Below are 15,567 nucleotides of genomic sequence, written 5' to 3'. Positions count from 1 at the left end.
GTTGGTATCGGGCGCGTTTCAGGGGGTCAATTTGAGGAGCCCTAATTTGGCCTTGAATAGTTCCAGATCAAAACAATTCTAAAAATGCTCAACTAACAACATACGGAACTTGAAATCGTTCTAAACAGCGCGATTTTGACTCGCGCTGTCGTCGAATCACCACTGCGTCGCGCGCAACTCCGGCGCAGGTCAGTTCGACGAGCCAGCCGGCTCGTCGCTGCTCGGCGGCTTCATTAACGAGAACAGCTCGTCTACGGTCTGCACCGCGATCTGGCGCACGCGGTCGGAATCATCGATCCCCGCGATCCGCACGCCCTTGACGACGGCCCTGATCTCATCGCGAAAATCGCTCAGGAAGCGCAAGGGATCGCGCTGCTCGTTGGCGACGCGCGCGATCAGGCCAGTGACCAGGATCTGGCACGCGAGCATCTTTCCATTCAGTTCTTCCATCGTGAGCTCCCCATTCGTTATCGTCGCACGGCGCATCGTCGGACGACGCGGCCTCGCTCCGGTTGAATCCTGCCGCTGCCCGACGGCGCCATGACGGCGGCCGGACTCATCGGCTTCTAATCGGCTCCCATCGGGCGCGACAAGACGGCGAGAATAGGTCGGAGTGCGGCGTTCGCACGAGAGACCCGCGCGGCCCCGCGAATGGTCCGGAGCGGCGCGCTGCCCGACGATGGCGGCAGAGGATCGCCACAGACCGCCCTGCTCTCGCGCAGGCCACGCTGCGCGGCAAGGCCAAGCTTGTCCGCGGCTTTTCGCACTCAAGATGTTTTACGATACGACACAACTCAAGATGAGACCGGTCTGCGCTGCGCCTCGGCTATTTGAGCGCCACCTCGGCTTTCGGATCGGACAGCGTCTTTATCCGATCCTTCAGGTCCCTGAGCGTCGACAGGCTGGTGGCGACGGCCTCGTCCGGAATGTCGTGCAGAACGTCGCCGGCGATCGCATCGCGCAGCTCGTCGAGATCATCGACGAGCTCTCGTCCCGCGGCGGTGAGATGGAGACGATTCGCGCGGCGATCCCTCGGATCGTGCCTGCGCTCCAGCAACCCCTGCTCCACCAGCCTGTCGAGCAGACGCACCAGTGAAATCGGCTGCAGTTCCAGCACTTCTGCGAGATCGACCTGTGACATCCCCTCATGCGCGCGCAGCCGAAACAGCACCACCCATTGGGCGCGGGTCGTGCCGCGCTGTTTGGCACGATGATCAATATAGTTGCGCAGGATGCGCGAGCTTTCGACAAGCTGCGTAACGAGCTGCCGTCTCATATCCAGCGACATGGCTGTGAACTCCCTTGCGATCCCTCGAAGCTTGCCGATTGTTTAGGTTTGTCCACGCGCTCGTGTGTTTACACATTAATTGCGTGCGTACTATATCTGGCATGCTGGGAATGGTTTTAAAGACCGGTTATCCTGTTCGTCTCAGCATGTGGGCCAGCATGAAGACATCACGAACCCTCGGTTGGATCCTGCTTGTCGCGGCTCTCGGCGGCGCCGGCTATTATGGCTGGCAGCGTCATCAGGGCGCCGAGGCAGCGAAGAAGACCGCTGAGCAGAGATCGGCCCGACCGCAGGCGGTTCGGGTCTCGACCGTGCCGGTCGAGAAGACGGACTTTCCGGTCTTCCTCACCGGCCTGGGGACCGTGCAAGGCTTCAACACCGTCCAGGTCCGCACCCGCGTCGACGGCCAGATCGACAAGATCGCCTTCACCGAAGGCCAACTCGTCAAGGAAGGCGACCTGCTGGTCGAGATCGACCCGAGGCCGTTCCAGGCCGCGCTCGACCAGGCCAAGGCCAAGCGGGCGCAGGACGAGGCCAATCTCAACAACGCCAATCTCGACCTGCAGCGCACCACCAAGCTCGGCGAGTTCGCGACCCGGCAGCAGCAGGACACCCAGCGCGCCACCGTCGCACAGCTCACGGCGCAGATCGCCGCCGACGACGCCGCGATCGCCAATGCCCAGACCCAGCTCAGCTACACCCAGGTCAAGGCGCCGATCTCCGGGGTCGCCGGCCTCCGCCAGGTCGACATCGGCAACATCGTCAACGCCTCGAGCCAGACCGGCATCGTCTCGATCGCGCAGATCGAACCGATCGCGGTGATCTTCACCGCGCCGGAAGAGCAGTTGCCCTACATCAACGAGGCGCAGAAGACCGCCCCGTTGAAGGTGATCGCGTTCACCACCGACGGCAGGAAGCAGCTCGCCGAGGGCAAGCTGATGGTCGTGAACAACCAGGTCGACACGTCCAGCGGAACGATCCGGCTGAAAGCGGTGTTCGACAACAAGGACCACGTGCTGTGGCCCGGACAGTCGGTCTCGACGCGGCTCCTGGTGCGGACGCTGAAGGACGCCACGGTGGTTCCTGACGACGCGGTCCAGCATTCGACCAGCGGGCTGTATTCCTACACGGTGAGCCCGGACAACAAGGCCGAGCTGCGCAAGGTGAAGGTCGGCGTTTCGCTCGATGGCCGGACCGTCGTCGAAGAAGGGCTGACGCCCGGCCAGCAGGTGATTACCGGCGGTCAATTCAAAGTGCAGCCAGGCTCGGTCGTGACCACCGCGGTGGCCAGCTCGGAGCCGGCGCCAGCTAAGGTCCGGCAGGAATGAACGGCGGCGGCATCTCGGCACCCTTCATCAAATACCCCATCGGCACCTCGCTGCTGATGGCAGGTATCCTGTTCATTGGCCTAGTTGCCTACCCGCTGCTGCCGGTCGCACCGCTGCCGCAGGTCGACTTCCCGACCATCCAGGTGACCGCCAATCTGCCGGGCGCCAGCCCTGAGACCATGGCGACCTCGGTCGCCCAGCCGCTGGAGCGGCAATTCGCACAGATTCCCGGCATCGCCCAGATGACGTCGACCAGTTACCTGGGCACTGCATCGGTCACGATCCAGTTCGACCTGAATCGCAACATCGACGGCGCCGCCAACGACGTCCAGGGCGCCATCAACGCCGCCTCGGGCCAGTTGCCCAAGACCCTGCCGTCGCCGCCGACCTACCGCAAGGTCAACCCGGCGGACGCGCCGATCCTGATTTTGTCCGCCACGTCCGAGACGCTGCCGCTGACGACGGTCTCCGACTCCGTCGATGCGCAGCTCGCGCAGCAGATCAGCCAGATCTCGGGTGTTGCCCAGGTGATCATCGGCGGCCAGCAGAAGCCGTCGATCCGTATTCAGATCGACCCGGCCAAGCTGGTCGCCAAGGGCCTCTCGATGGAGGACGTGCGCAGCCAGATCGCGATCACCACGGTGGACAGCCCGAAGGGCAACATCGACGGCGAGCGTCGGGCCTACACCATTTACGCCAATGACCAGCTCACCGAGTCGAAGGACTGGAACGACGTCATCATCGCCTACCGCAATGGCGGTCCGTTGCGCATCCGTGACATTGGCCGGGCGGTGACCGGACCGGAGGATGCCAAGCAGGCCGCCTGGGCCAACGGCAAGCGCGGCGTGTTCCTGGTGGTCTTCAAGCAGCCTGGCGCCAACGTCATCGAAACCGTCGACAAGATCAAGGCGACGCTGCCGCGCCTGGTTGCGGCGATCCCGCCGGCCATCAAGGTCGAGCTGATGTCGGATCGCACGACGACCATCCGCGCCGCGGTCGAGGACGTCCAGTTCACGCTGCTCCTGACCATCTTTCTGGTGGTCATGGTCATCTTCATCTTCCTGCGCAGCTTCTGGGCCACGGTGATCCCGACGATCACCGTGCCGCTCGCCCTGCTCGGCGCCTGCGCGATGATGTGGGGGGTCGGCTATTCACTCGACAACCTCTCGCTGATGGCGCTGACGATCGCGGTCGGCTTCGTCGTCGACGACGCCATCGTCATGCTCGAGAACATCTCTCGCTATGTCGAGGAAGGCGAGTCCCCGATGGCTGCCGCCTACAAGGGGGCCAAGGAGATCGGCTTCACCATTGTCTCGATCTCGATCTCGCTGGTCGCCGTGCTGATCCCGCTCTTGCTGATGGGCGGCATCATCGGGCGCCTGTTCCGCGAATTCGCGGTCGTGCTGGCGATGACGATCTTCGTCTCGATGTTCGTCTCGCTGACGTTGACGCCGATGATGGCCTCGCGTTTCCTGCGCGGCGGCCACCAGGCTCATGGCAAATTCTACCAATGGAGCGAGCGCGGCTTCGAGGCGCTGCTCAGGGCCTACGAGAAGGGATTGGACATCGCACTGCGCTGGCGCTTCACCACGCTGATGGTATTCTTCGCCACGCTCGGCCTGTCGATCTACCTGTTCGTGCTGATCCCCAAGGGTTTCTTCCCGCAGCAGGACAACGGCCTGATCACCGCCGCGTCGGAGGCGTCGCAGGACATCTCCTTCAAGGCGATGCAGTCGCGCCAGGAGGCGCTGGCCAAGATCGTGCAGGATGATCCGGGCGTGGCCAGCGTCGCAATGGCGATCGGCGGCTCCGGCCGCGCCGGCAATACCGGCAATCTGTTCATCACCTTGAAGCCGCGTGACGAGCGTGATGCATCGGCGCAGCAGATCATCACACGCCTGAGGCCGCAGCTGGAGAAGGTCGAGGGAGCCCGGCTCTACATGCAGGCCGCGCAGGACGTCCGCCTCGGCGGCCGGCCGTCCCGAACCCAGTTCGAGTTCACGCTGCAGGACTCCAATCTCTCCGAGCTCAACGAGTGGGCGCCGAAGATCCTGGAGAAGATGCGCTCGCTGCCGCAGCTGCGCGACGTCGCCACCGACCAGCAGGCCGACGGCACCACCGTGCAGCTCACGATCAACCGCGACACCGCCTCGCGCTACGGCATCTCGCCGCAGTTGATCGACGACACGCTGTATGACGCGTTCGGCCAGCGACAGGTCGCGCAGTACTTCACCCAGCTCAACTCCTACCGCGTGATCCTGGAGATCCTGCCTGAGCTGCAGGGCAATATCGACACGCTCAACAAGCTCTACGTGAAATCGCCGACCACCGGCGACCAGGTGCCGCTCTCGACCTTCGCCAGTTGGACCAACGTGCCGGTGAGGCCGCTGTCGATCAGCCACCAGGGTCAGTTCCCGTCGATCACGATCAGCTTCAACCTCGCCCAGGGCGTCGCGCTCGGCCAGGCCACCGATGCGGTGCAGCGCGCGATGGTCGAGCTCGGCGCGCCCGCAACCTTGAACTCGAGCTTCCAGGGCACCGCGCAGGCGTTCCAGCAGTCGCTGTCGACCGTGCCGCTCTTGATCCTCGCCGCCCTCGTCGTGGTCTATCTGATCCTCGGCATCCTCTACGAGAGCTACATCCACCCGATTACGATTCTCTCGACGCTGCCCTCGGCCGGCGTCGGCGCGCTCGCGATCCTGATGGCGTTCGGCTACGATTTCAGCCTGATTGCGCTGATCGGCGTCATTCTCCTGATCGGCATCGTGAAGAAGAACGGCATCATGATGGTCGACTTCGCCATTGCCGCCGAACGCGACCAGCACCTGCCGCCCGAGCAGTCGATCCGCCAAGCCGCCCTGCTGCGCTTCCGTCCGATCATGATGACGACGATGGCAGCCCTGCTCGGCGGCGTGCCTCTGATGCTCGGCAACGGCACCGGCTCGGAGATCCGCCAGCCACTCGGTTATGCGATGGTCGGCGGCCTGATCGTCAGCCAGATGCTGACGCTGTTCACCACGCCGGTGATCTATCTCTATCTCGACAAGGTCAACAACGCCTTCGCGCGCTGGGGCCGCACGCATATCGACCACGAGCCCAAGGCCGCCGCGCCTGGCCCGGTAAAGGAAGCGGCGGAATAATCGAGGACACTGCCACTCGTATGTTGCACAGCTACCCTGGAGTTCCGCTCGCGCTTCATCCCAGTCGAGCAGCTCGCAGGCGCAACTCGACCACCGTAAATCCCCGGAAACCTAAACTAAAGTAGAAAGGCGGTCGGTTGAAGCCGACCGCCTTTCTACTGCATTCACCTTCAGGTTGAAGAATCAATTGAACTGTGTTACCGGCTTTTGGTTTTGAGATTCATTGGATCGACCCACCGATTCCTCAGTGAGGTCGAGGCGATCCTTGGCAACCACCACTACCGAATTGGTCCTCTCCGCAGCGCGTCTGGCAGTTTCCAAAACGAGATCAAGCTCGTCTTTCCGTATAGAAACCCTAGCCATTTCCGTCTCTCCCGATAGCGATCGAATCTACGTCGATCTTTTGATTACACCAGTTAATGTCGAGTTCCGATGGCCGCAAAGATACAGTCAAAGAAAAAAGACTTTCCGGAGTTGGTGTTTGGCATTGTAGGGCCTATGGGCGTCGATATCCAGGCAATTTGTGACAGCCTGATCGTCGCCCTGCATGCTGTCGAATACACATCCACTGTAATCCACATAACCAAGGAGATGTTGCGGAAAGACCGATACACTCTGCAAAACTTTCCTGTACACGCTCCGGCAACGACGGATTTCTATTCGGATGTAAATTTTAAGATCAGCTACGCGAATGCGCTATGCAAGGAGTTTAAAGACCCTGCAACAATGGCACGCATTGCGCTTCGTGCTATCGGCGACGCCCGGGAAATAAAAACAGGTTCCCGCAGCAAGGTAAATCCGAGCAAGCCGACCGCGTATATCATTCGTCAGCTCAAGCGTCCGGATGAAGTGGTCCTCCTACGCAAAGTGTATGGACGACAGTTCATCCTCATTTCGGCCTACGGACCAGCAGGACAGCGACAGCAGCTCTTAGAGGAACGGCTAAGGCACACTTTGATACCCGGCAGCCCGCACCATGAAATTGTCTGCAAAGCGGCGGAGCTTATTGACAAAGATGCGCGCGAAGACGGAGAGGATCTCGGCCAACACGTCAGAGAGACGTTCCACCATGCGGACGTCTTCATCGACGGGCTAGTACGAAGCGAGATGGATCTAAAGCTGAGCAGATTTGTCCAAGCCTTACTCGGCAAGACCGACATTGCCCCATCAAAGGCAGAGTACGGAATGTATGCGGCGAAATCGGCATCACTTCGATCCGCTGACTTATCGCGACAAGTTGGAGCCGCCGTATTTTCTGACGAAGGAGAGATGATCACTCAGGGTTGCAACGAGGTTCCAAAAGCATTTGGCGGCACTTACTGGGACACTGAGTCACCCGATTTTCGCGACGTCAAACTACGTCGTGACCCAAACGAAGTGATCAAAAAGGAACTGCTTCGAGAGTTATTTGACCGAATGGATCGCGCCGGACTTCTCTCCGACAAGGCCAAGAAGGCTGGCAGCCCCGCTCAAATGGTAGCAAAGTTCACAAGAAAAGAATCAAAGGGCCGCGACGAGGAAGACGAGGCACGCGACGAGGACGACGGGGTATTGGCTAGTTGTGCTGTGCTCAATCTTACAGAGTTCGGGCGCGTAGTTCATGCTGAGATGTGCGCGATCTGTGATGCAGCGAGGCTAGGAAGGAGCGTGAGGAATTGCACGCTCTTTGTCACGACGTTCCCATGCCATAATTGTACGAAACACATCCTCGCTTCAGGGATCCGCAGAGTCATTTACATCGAACCATATCCAAAGAGCCGCGCTCAAGAACTCCATAGTAATGAAATTAGTATCGAACAAGATACTCCAGGCAAGGTTTCGTTTATTCCGTTTTTGGGCATCTCGCCATTCCGCTATAGGGACATTTTCCAGAAGGGCCGTCGAAAAGACGGCCACGGCGACGCACTCGACTACGTTGAAGGGTATCCATTTCCGATGATCGAGGGTGTCTCAACGGCCTATATAGAGAATGAAGCAATCGAATGGGGCAAACTAGTAGTCGACATTGAGCCCGCATCATTCGAGAATTCCGAGCATTTGGCGGCTGAAGCAGCTTCACCCCCCCCGATCAGCGACGCCGGTTAGCAACCAAGAACCCATGCCGTTCCGCAGGAGGGCCGTTCGACCACTCGGCCGCTGCTCGGCGGCGTGCCCTTGATGCTCGGCTGTTGACCTTGTCGAGATAGAGATAAATCACCGGCGTCGTGAACAGCGTCAGCATCTAACTCACGACGAGGCCGCCGACCATCGCATAGCCAAGCGGCTGGCGGATCTCGGAGCCGGTGCAACGCCTTCGCCCGCTGGGGCCGCCCCCATATCGACCACGAGCCCGAGACCGCGGCCGCGGGTGATGTCAAGGAAGCGGCGGAATAATCCGCCGCGTCCCGCTCGCACCTATTGCCGCGCCATCTCGGCCTGCCCCACGGCCTCCCCGTCCAGGCTCTGCTCGTTCTGCATCGTCACGGTCACGTGCGACAGCTGTCCGGTGAATGCGAACGGCGCCGCGTAGTCCGACACCGGGCTGCCGCGGTCGTGGCCGATGTCGAGCCCCGACCATGAGATCAGCGTGTGAAAGGCCAGCTGCGTCGTCAACGCGCCGGCCTCCTCGCCGTCGATCAGCAACGTGTACTGGCTCAGGCCGGTGCGCGCGCCCTTGGCCGGCTCGGTCTGCCGCCTCAGACGTTCGACGCGCACGCCCAGGCGATGCGATCCCGCCGGCACCGGGCCAACCGATCTGACGATCTCGTGGCGGCCGCCGATGTTGAGATCGTGCACGAGATGGCCGTCCTTGACGTAGAGGCTGTAGCCTGACGTGGCATCGCCATGGGCGATCAATACGCCGGATGCGCCCTCTGCATCGATCTCGACATGGGCCTCGATCAGATAGTCGCGGCTGCGCACGTCGGGGGCGACGTCGGTCGGCACATGGCCCATGCCGGCGTGGAACGTGAAGCGCGTACGCGCACCGTGGAAACGCGCGGCGTTCTCGGCAAAGCGCGGGCCGAAGCGATCGTCGAGCGGCAGCACCTGGTGCGCCTCCGCCTGCTCCCACCACAGCTTCACCAGTGCCGCGAGCCGCTCCGGCTCGGCGGCGGCGAGATCATGCGTCTCGGAGAAATCCTGCGCCAGATGGAATAACTCCCATTTGTCGTTGTCGAACGGCGTACCGGTGGGGTGAAACGCCACCGCCTTCCAACCGTCGTGCCAGAGGCCGCGATGGCCGAACATCTCGAAATATTGCGGCACGGGCTTCGACGGCGCGGACGGATCGGTGATGGAGGCGGCGAAGCTCACGCCCTCGAGCGGCATCTGCGGCACACCCGCGATCGTGGCCGGCGCATCGATGCCGATCAGGTCGAGCAGGGTCGGCACGAGGTCGCAGGCATGGACGAACTGGTGGCGGACTTCGCCGCGCGCCGCGATGCGCTGCGGCCAGGAGACGATGAAGGGATCGCGGATGCCGCCGCCATGGGTGTTCTGCTTGTAGCGGCGCAGCGGCGTGTTCGACGCCATCGCCCAGCCATGCGGGAAGTTCGAGTGCGTATCCGGCCCGCCGATGTCGTCGATCCGCTCGAGCTTCTCGGCGACCGGCTCCGGCTTGAAGTTGAATGGTCCCATCGCGTTGACGAAGCCGAGCGGCCCGCCCTCCTGGCTGGCGCCATTGTCGGACATGACGATCACGAGCGTGTTGTCGCGCTGGCCGGTCTTGTCGAGAAAGGCGAGCAGCCGCGCCAGATGCTGGTCGGCATGATCGAGCATGCCGGCGAAGGCCGATTGCAGCCGGGTGAAGACGCGCCGTTCGTCGTCGGAATGCGCGTCCCAGGCCTTCACGCCGTCATTGCGCTGCGGCAGATCGGTATTTTCCGGCACCAGCCCCATCGCCTTCTGCCGTGCCAGCCGCTGCGCGCGCTCGGCGTCCCAGCCATGAGCAAAGGCCGGGTCGTAGCTCTCGATGATCTCGCGGGGCGCCTGGTGCGGCGCGTGGCAGGCACCGAGGGCGAGCCAGGTCAGCCACGGCAATTCCGGTCGGTCGGCGGTGTGGTCGGCGATGAAGCGAATGGTCTGATCGACCAGATCGGCAGTCAGGTGATAGCCGTCGGCGTAGCTGCCGGGCGGACTGACATGGGTGTTGTCGAGCACGAGCTCCGGCGCATATTGATCGGTTTCGGCGTCGAGGAAGCCGTAGAAGCGGTCGAAGCCGCGCCCCAGCGGCCAGCCGTCGAACGGCCCGGTCGCGCCGCTCTCGGTCAAGGGCGTCACGTGCCACTTGCCGACCATGTAGTTGCGATAGGCATGGGTGCGCAGCATCTCCGCCAGCGTCCCTGCCTCGCGCGCGATCTTGCCGCGATAGCCGGGATAGCCCGAGTCGAAATTGGCAAGGCAGCCGACGCCGACCGAATGATGGTTGCGGCCGGTGAGGAGCGCCGCCCGCGTGGTCGAACACATCGCGGTGGTGTGGAAGCCCGAATAGCGCAGGCCCTGCGCGGCCAGCGCGTCGATCGCGGGGGTGCGGATGGGCGAGCCGTAGCAGCCGAAATCGGAAAAGCCGACATCGTCGAACAGCACCACCAGGATGTTGGGCGCGCCCTTCGGCGGCTGCTGCGGCGCCGGCCACCACGGCCTGGAGCCTGCAATGGTCCTGCCGATCGTGCCACCGAATGCGGGCTCGCTCATGCCTCGTCCTCCCTCTTGCTCGCGTCCCGGCCGCGCCTGGCAGCCCGCACGAGTTGTATCGTTCTGATGGCTCTGGGATCCGCGACGTCCCGGGCAGGGGCGGCACGGCCAAGCTTGCCTCAGATCATAATCATAATTATGATTATTGTTCTAGAGGGAGCCAGCGACATGCCTCAGCGGATCGCGCCGGACCACCTGCCCGGCGTCACCCCGTCGCGGCAGCAGCGCAGCCGCGAGACGACGCTTGCCCTGCTGACGGCCGGCGCGGAGCTGCTGCACACGCGCGGCCTCGCGGAGCTGTCGATCAGCGACCTCTGTGCGCATATCGGGGCAACGGTCGGCGCCTTCTACAGCCGGTTCGACAGCAAGGAGGCCTACTTCAACGCCCTGCTCTCGCTCACCCTGGCGGACGGGCGGAAGCAGCTCTTGAGACTCCAGCCGCCCGATCCCGCCCGCGCGGGCGACCTGAACCGGCAATGCCACCTGCTGGTGCGCGGCACCGTGCTGTGGATGCGCCGTCACAAGGGCGTGCTTCGCGCCGCGCTGGTGCGCAGCGAGCGCGGCGCGAACCACTGGAGCGGCTTCAAGGAGCTGGCACAGGCACTGTCGGAGCGTGCGGCGCTGCTGCTGCCTGGGGGCGGGCGCGCCGGCGCGGCGTCGCGCACGCGGTCGGGAACAGCGGACGCGCGAAAGACGGTCGCGTTCGGCGTCCAGGTCGTGCTCGGCACCCTGGTGAACGCCATCCTCAACGATCCCGGCCCGCTGTCGATCGACGACGACGAGATCGCGGAACGGCTCGGCGCCTGTCTGGTCCTGCTGGTGCGCGGCGGCCCGGACGGCGCGCCGCGAAAGCCGCGGGCCGCGAGAGCCGAGCGCTAGACCCGGCCAGCCCGTGGCGCGACGGGCGGCAGAGCACGTTGGAAATCCGTCATCCAGCGGCTTGCCAAAGCCTGATACATGCGGGTAGAAGGACGCGTCGCCGCCGCCCGAGCTTTGCCGGCCGGCGCGCAGAACGGTGCCAAACAGTCCGGCAATTGCTTGAAACTGCAGGGCATTCCGTTGGGGAATGGTGTAACGGTAGCACAACAGACTCTGACTCTGTTTGTCTTGGTTCGAATCCAGGTTCCCCAGCCAGCTTGATCATTGCCGCGACGGCTTGAAGCTCCACCGCCTCGTCCTTGTGATCTGAGAAGCATCCGGCTCGGTTTTGCCCTACGCCCGAGATTGCATGCCCATGCGGGACGCGCTGCGGCGTCCGCCACCCCTTCGGCGCGCGGTCCCGCGCGTTAACGTCTGCTCATTGCGAATCGGCGAGAACGGAACAACCATTGCGAGCAATGGACCGGTTCCGTGGAGGAAAGCACTTGCAAAGCAGCGTCGGCTCCCGCGCCTTCCAGAACGCAAGGCTGCAAAAGCGGGCCAAGAAGCAGGCGGACGTGCTGCTGCCGGGGGCGGTCAAGGCCTACCGCGAGGGCCGGCATCCGGAGGCTCAGGCCCTGTGCCAGCAGATCCTGCAGGACCTGCCGCACCATTTCGGCGCCCTGCGTCTGCTCGGCGTGTCCGAACGGGACTGCGGCCGCTTCGACCAGTCGGTGCGCGTGCTGACACGCGCGACCGAGATCGACCCGCGCTCGGCCGACGCACAGTCTGATCTCGGCCTGTCGCTGTCCCGGCTCGGCCGCCACGAGGACGCTCGCGCCCGCTTCGAGCGCGCCATCGCGCTCAGGCCGAACTTCCCGGCCGCGCTCACGCATCTGGGCAACGCGCTGATGAGCCTCTTCCGTTTCGAGGAGGCGATATCGGCGCATGACCGCGCCATTGCCCTGAAGCCCGACTATGCCGAGGCCTACGCCAATCGCGGCATGGCGCTGCTGTTCACGAGCCGCAACGACGAGGCCGGTCAGAACTTCGATCGCGCGCTGGCGCTGCAGCCGCGGTTGCTGACGGCCCTGTTCGGCAAGGGCGTGGCCAGCATGAACCTGCGGGAGTTCGATTCCGCGCTGGCCGCGCTGAATGCGGCGCTGGCGATCAATCCGAAGGCTGCCGCCGTGCTCGCCCAGCGCGGCCGGGCGTATCAGGAGATGGGCAAGTTCGACCAGGCGGAAGCCGATTTCGACGCCGCGCTCGCGCTCGAGCCGCTGCTGGAAGAAGCACTTTGCGGCAAGGCCACGGTCACTCTCGTCCATGGCAATATCGCGCTCGCGATCTCCGTTATCAACAAGGTGCTGGCACAGAACCCGGACTCGGAGATCGCCTGGACCCTGCTCGGCGTCTGCGCTGCAGCGCAGGGCGACACCGCCACGGCGATCGAACATTACGACCGCGCGCTCGCGATCCGACCGAACCATGAGGACGCGATCACCAAGAAGATCTTCGCGCTGGATTTCCTGCCCGACACCGGGGTGGAACGTCTTCAGGAAGCGCGGAGATATTGGTGGGATGCGATCGGCTCGCGGTTAGAGCGCCGCGCGCTCGGCGTGCGAAACATCGACCCCGACCGGCGGCTTGTCGTCGGCTACGTCTCGTCCGATTTCCGCGACCATTCAGCGGCCTTTGCCTTCCTCCCCCTCCTGCGCCACCACGATCGCAACAAGTTCGAAATCCTCGCCTATTCCTGTTCGCCGATGAAGGACGCGAAGACCGACCTGTGCCGCTCGCTGGTCGATCGCTTTGTGGACGCCTCGCTGTGGGGCGACGACAAGCTCGCCGATCAGATCCAGGCCGACAAGGTCGACATCCTCGTCGACCTCTCGGGGCATTCCGCCGGCCACCGGCTCACGATGTTTGCGCGCAAGCCCGCCCCGGTCCAGGTCTCGGCCGTCGGCAGCGTCACCGGGACGGGCCTGCCCGTCATGGATTATCTGCTGGCCGATCCGGTGACGATTCCACCCGCGGTCCGGCATCTGTTCGCCGAAAAGATCTACGACCTGCCGTCGCTGATCACGATCGAACCCCCGCCTCCCATTCCGCCATCGCCGCTGCCGATGCTTCGTAACGGCCACGTCACCTTCGGCGTGTTCAATCGCATCGAAAAGATGTCCGAACCTGCTCTCAGACTCTGGTCGCAGCTGATGGCTGCAACGCCCGGCTCGATCATCGTCGTCAAAAACCACTCGATGGGCGATCCCCTGCTGCGCGACCGATTGGTTGCACGCTTCGTCGCTCACGGCATTACCGCGGACCGCGTCCGTTGTGCAGGAAAGACGACGCGCCAGGAGCATCTTGCGATGTTCGCCGAGATCGACATCTCGCTCGATCCGTTCCCGCAGAATGGCGGCATCTCGACCTGGGAATCGCTGCAGATGGGCGTGCCTGTGGTCACCAAGCTCGGCAGCGGCCCTGCCGCCCGCGCGGGCGGCGCGATCGCCAAGGCAGTGGGCCTGGACGCGTGGGTCGCCGATGACGACGAAAGCTATCTCGCGACAGCGCTGAAATTCTGCTCGCGGCCTGCCGAGCTTGCCGCGCTCCGCGCCGAGCTGCCGGCCAGGGTCTCGCATTCAGCGGCCGGAAACGGCGCGCTCTACACGCAGCATGTGGAACAGGGATATCGGACGTTCTGGCGCGACTATTGCCGGCAAGCGCCGATCCGCTAGCGTTTCCTGTTTTGATTGGATCAGGACCGACCGGGCCGGCAGAGCCTCGCGCCCGTGCGCCGTTCCACCCATGCGAGATACTCTTCCGACCGGGCTAGCACCTGCGCCCGCGACAATCCGAATTGCTCGAGCGAGTAGACATGCTTGAAACGGCGGCTGCTGGACTCCGCCTGCAAGTGCCGTCGCATGAGGGCCTCGAACTCGCCCGTGAAATCGTAGCCGAACTTCGCATAGATGGTGCGAACGGTCGCGATCGGGTCGCGAGTCAAATCCTCGAACAGGACATCGATGAATTGGCCGGATCTCGCCTCCTCGTCGGCCTGCATCATCCGGGCCATCGACTGCTCGAACAGCTCGAGCATGCGCTGGCCGAGGTCGTGGGCATCGAGGCGCGGCGTATAGGCGATCTGCATCTGCCCGATCAGGCTGGCGAGGGCCGGAATGATCTGGCAGGGATCCCGATGCAGCCGAACGATCCGCGCGTCGGGAAAGCTCTTGAACAGCACCGGAAAGAACTGCGCATGAGCCAGCGACTTGCTGACCCAGTGCTCGCCGCGATGAAACAGCTGCAGGTGCTGAACCTGACGTTTGTAGCCGGCGTACAGCATGTCCAACTCTGACGGACTCACCCCTCGGAACCATTGCCAATAGTCCGGTGACCTCAGCCCGAGGATCATGTGCTGCGGGCCGTGCCACATCATGAGCTGGCACTCCTCGGGGGCCGCGGGGGCGAACTCATGGATCTTGTGCAGATCCGGCATCACGGCCGACCTAAAATCGGCGTGCACGCGAAGCCGGTCGATCCGCGGATCCGTCTCATACGTCTCCCGACGAGGCGGTGGCGACGGCTCCTGCAACTCCCAGAGCCGCGGTGCCCGCGCCTGGGGATCGAGGGCCAGCAGATGATGCAGAAACGTGCTTCCGGTCCGGCCGAAACCGACGAGAAACAGAGGCTTTGCAACGGGCACGTCGACGATGTCGGGGAAGTCGGCCACATCCTGCTCGAACTGAAGGTACCGCTCGAGCCAGCCATAGATGTAGTGGCTCGCCATGTAGCGGCCGAGATCGTCATAGTGGGTATCGCGTGCGATCGAGCCTGCCAGGCGCCTGATCCCTTCGAGATGCAGTTCGCTGTGCGTCCCCAGCGGCACCGAGCCGACGCGGCTTTGCGCCAGGTCGAGCAACTGATCGACGTCCAGCACTTGCCTCGCGCCAAGTTCGCGATCCAGGGAGAGCATCCTCGTCAGGAGCTGTACAGCCTTGGGCGAGCGCAGCTCTGGAGCGACGACGATGGTTTCGTCGGAATCGACTTTCCGGCGAGGCATGGAACGCTTCCCTGGGCGCGGTGAGGCGTCCATGCTAGCGAACGGCCCGCCCGATCACAACAGAGGCGCCGCGATCGAGGCTGAATGCGACGCTTGCGCTGCGTCGACGACGCTGTCCTGCCGGTCCCCGCCTCGCATCGTCTCCTCGACTTCACGATCTCGCCAAGGTGCGCCCGATCACGGAATTAACCCGTCATTCACCACGATCCTCATCCGGCC

The 15,567-nt window shown here is 63.5% G+C and carries 9 protein-coding genes, 1 tRNA gene and 1 pseudogene; 6 read left to right on the top strand and 5 right to left on the bottom strand.

Features of this window, described 5'->3' with window-relative positions:
• Nucleotides 1-189 precede the first annotated feature (189 nt).
• Complete coding sequence (locus ACQR1H_RS16310; protein ID WP_316237838.1) at nt 190-450, bottom strand: hypothetical protein; 261 nt, start codon at nt 448-450, stop codon at nt 190-192.
• 376 nt (nt 451-826) lie between these two features.
• Complete coding sequence (locus ACQR1H_RS16305) at nt 827-1,288, bottom strand: MarR family winged helix-turn-helix transcriptional regulator (RefSeq protein ID WP_315803121.1); 462 nt, start codon at nt 1,286-1,288, stop codon at nt 827-829.
• Between the two features lie 146 nt (nt 1,289-1,434).
• Between ACQR1H_RS16305 and ACQR1H_RS16300 the strand changes: the two genes are divergently transcribed.
• From ACQR1H_RS16300 to ACQR1H_RS16290, 3 genes are all read left to right on the top strand, one after another.
• The gene (locus tag ACQR1H_RS16300) at nt 1,435-2,616 is read left to right on the top strand and encodes an efflux RND transporter periplasmic adaptor subunit (RefSeq protein ID WP_434907866.1); all 1,182 of its coding nucleotides are present in this window, start codon (nt 1,435-1,437) and stop codon (nt 2,614-2,616) included.
• Nucleotides 2,613-5,756, top strand: coding sequence for a multidrug efflux RND transporter permease subunit (locus ACQR1H_RS16295; RefSeq protein ID WP_434907845.1), 3,144 nt, complete (start codon nt 2,613-2,615; stop codon nt 5,754-5,756). The genes ACQR1H_RS16300 and ACQR1H_RS16295 overlap by 4 nt, the downstream gene beginning before the upstream one ends.
• 432 nt (nt 5,757-6,188) lie before the next feature.
• A complete protein-coding gene (locus tag ACQR1H_RS16290) occupies nt 6,189-7,841 on the top strand; it encodes an anti-phage dCTP deaminase (protein ID WP_434907844.1) in 1,653 nt (550 codons plus the stop codon).
• Here the strand turns inward: ACQR1H_RS16290 and ACQR1H_RS16285 are convergent.
• Together ACQR1H_RS16285 and ACQR1H_RS16280 are read right to left on the bottom strand one after the other, a co-directional pair.
• A pseudogene (locus ACQR1H_RS16285) lies at nt 7,825-8,043 on the bottom strand (efflux RND transporter permease subunit); the annotation flags it as partial. The gene ACQR1H_RS16290 and the pseudogene ACQR1H_RS16285 sit on opposite strands and share 17 nt — an antisense overlap.
• Before the next feature lie 107 nt (nt 8,044-8,150).
• On the bottom strand, nt 8,151-10,430 hold the full coding sequence (locus ACQR1H_RS16280) for a sulfatase-like hydrolase/transferase (protein WP_434907843.1): 2,280 nt from the start codon (nt 10,428-10,430) through the stop codon (nt 8,151-8,153).
• 168 nt (nt 10,431-10,598) lie between these two features.
• On the opposite strand from ACQR1H_RS16280, the gene ACQR1H_RS16275 reads away from it, so the two are divergent.
• From ACQR1H_RS16275 to ACQR1H_RS16265, 3 genes are all read left to right on the top strand, one after another.
• Nucleotides 10,599-11,309, top strand: coding sequence for a TetR/AcrR family transcriptional regulator (locus ACQR1H_RS16275; RefSeq protein ID WP_315803117.1), 711 nt, complete (start codon nt 10,599-10,601; stop codon nt 11,307-11,309).
• 181 nt (nt 11,310-11,490) lie between these two features.
• A tRNA-Gln gene (locus ACQR1H_RS16270) sits at nt 11,491-11,564 on the top strand.
• A gap of 230 nt (nt 11,565-11,794) precedes the next feature.
• Nucleotides 11,795-14,023 carry a tetratricopeptide repeat protein gene (locus ACQR1H_RS16265; RefSeq protein WP_434907842.1) on the top strand — a complete coding sequence of 743 codons (2,229 nt, stop codon included), beginning with the start codon at nt 11,795-11,797 and terminating at the stop codon, nt 14,021-14,023.
• 20 nt (nt 14,024-14,043) lie between these two features.
• Here ACQR1H_RS16265 and ACQR1H_RS16260 read toward each other — a convergent pair whose 3' ends face one another.
• Nucleotides 14,044-15,381: a sulfotransferase family protein gene (locus ACQR1H_RS16260; protein WP_434907841.1), complete on the bottom strand. Its 1,338-nt coding sequence runs from the start codon at nt 15,379-15,381 to the stop codon at nt 14,044-14,046.
• Between the last annotated feature and the right edge of the window lie 186 nt (nt 15,382-15,567).

Source organism: Bradyrhizobium sp. HKCCYLRH2015 (assembly GCF_051168215.1).
Lineage (GTDB): Bacteria > Pseudomonadota > Alphaproteobacteria > Rhizobiales > Xanthobacteraceae > Bradyrhizobium.
The sequence above is the reverse complement of the archived record's forward strand: the minus strand, read 5'-3'. Positions and strand labels throughout refer to the sequence as shown.

Excerpts from the sequence above, each read along its gene's own strand:
- ACQR1H_RS16305 (WP_315803121.1), bottom strand. The coding sequence starts at position 1,288 with ATGTCGCTGGATATGAGACGGCAGCTCGTTACGCAGCTTGTCGAAAGC.
- ACQR1H_RS16290 (WP_434907844.1), top strand. The coding sequence starts at position 6,189 with ATGGCCGCAAAGATACAGTCAAAGAAAAAAGACTTTCCGGAGTTGGTG.
- ACQR1H_RS16295 (WP_434907845.1), top strand. The coding sequence starts at position 2,613 with ATGAACGGCGGCGGCATCTCGGCACCCTTCATCAAATACCCCATCGGC.
- ACQR1H_RS16280 (WP_434907843.1), bottom strand. The coding sequence starts at position 10,430 with ATGAGCGAGCCCGCATTCGGTGGCACGATCGGCAGGACCATTGCAGGC.
- ACQR1H_RS16260 (WP_434907841.1), bottom strand. The coding sequence starts at position 15,381 with ATGGACGCCTCACCGCGCCCAGGGAAGCGTTCCATGCCTCGCCGGAAA.
- ACQR1H_RS16300 (WP_434907866.1), top strand. The coding sequence starts at position 1,435 with ATGTGGGCCAGCATGAAGACATCACGAACCCTCGGTTGGATCCTGCTT.
- ACQR1H_RS16275 (WP_315803117.1), top strand. The coding sequence starts at position 10,599 with ATGCCTCAGCGGATCGCGCCGGACCACCTGCCCGGCGTCACCCCGTCG.
- ACQR1H_RS16310 (WP_316237838.1), bottom strand. The coding sequence starts at position 450 with ATGGAAGAACTGAATGGAAAGATGCTCGCGTGCCAGATCCTGGTCACT.